This is a genomic window from Pseudoxanthomonas kalamensis DSM 18571 (assembly GCF_010211745.1).
In the GTDB taxonomy this organism is placed as follows: domain Bacteria; phylum Pseudomonadota; class Gammaproteobacteria; order Xanthomonadales; family Xanthomonadaceae; genus Pseudoxanthomonas_A; species Pseudoxanthomonas_A kalamensis.
In genome coordinates this window covers 1-586 of sequence record NZ_PDWQ01000095.1, presented here as the reverse complement: position 1 = coordinate 586, position 586 = coordinate 1, and the positions used below count along the sequence as shown (strand labels likewise).

Genomic DNA, 586 nt, shown 5'->3' with positions numbered 1-586 from the left:
GCGTTGAGCTGGCCGCCGAGGTATTCGCCCTTGGCACCGACCTCGTAGCTGTTGCCTTCCAGCGGTGCGAGATATCGCCCGCTGCGGTCGCGATTGTTTTGCGGCTTGAAGATGCCGGTGTAGCTGGCGTAGAGCGAATGGTGGTCGTCCACGTCCAGGATCAGGCCGGCGTACGGCGTGGTGCGACCACGGCGCTCGTAGGTGTTGGCCGGCACCAGCTGATCGGTGTTCTTCCAGTCGGTGACGCGTGCGCCGACGATGGCCGTGAGCGCGTCGGTCAGGCTGAAGCGGCCGGCAGCGTAGGCGGCCACCTGGCGCACGTCGCGTTCTTCGCCCTTCACCAGCGGCGTCCATTGCGGCTGCGCCATGCGGCCGGGCCAGGCGTAGACGCTTTCGGCCGTCAGCACCTGCGGCGGCTGCGGCCCGTTGGACCAGCTGCGCACGTTGCGGTTCATCCAGGTGGCACCGGCGACCAGTTCGTGATTGCGGCCCCACCAGGTCAACGGCACGCTGAGGTAGGCATCCAGGCTGTTTTGCGCAGTGATTGCGGGATAGCGCCCGCCAAAAGTGTTGGAAAGGCCCAGAC

At 66.7% G+C, this 586-nt stretch carries 1 protein-coding gene; it reads right to left on the bottom strand.

All coding sequences use genetic code 11. The features are described 5' to 3' along the window. A partial coding sequence (locus tag CSC70_RS14185) for a TonB-dependent receptor domain-containing protein (RefSeq protein WP_162457219.1) occupies window positions 1-586 on the bottom strand: 586 nt, incomplete at both ends.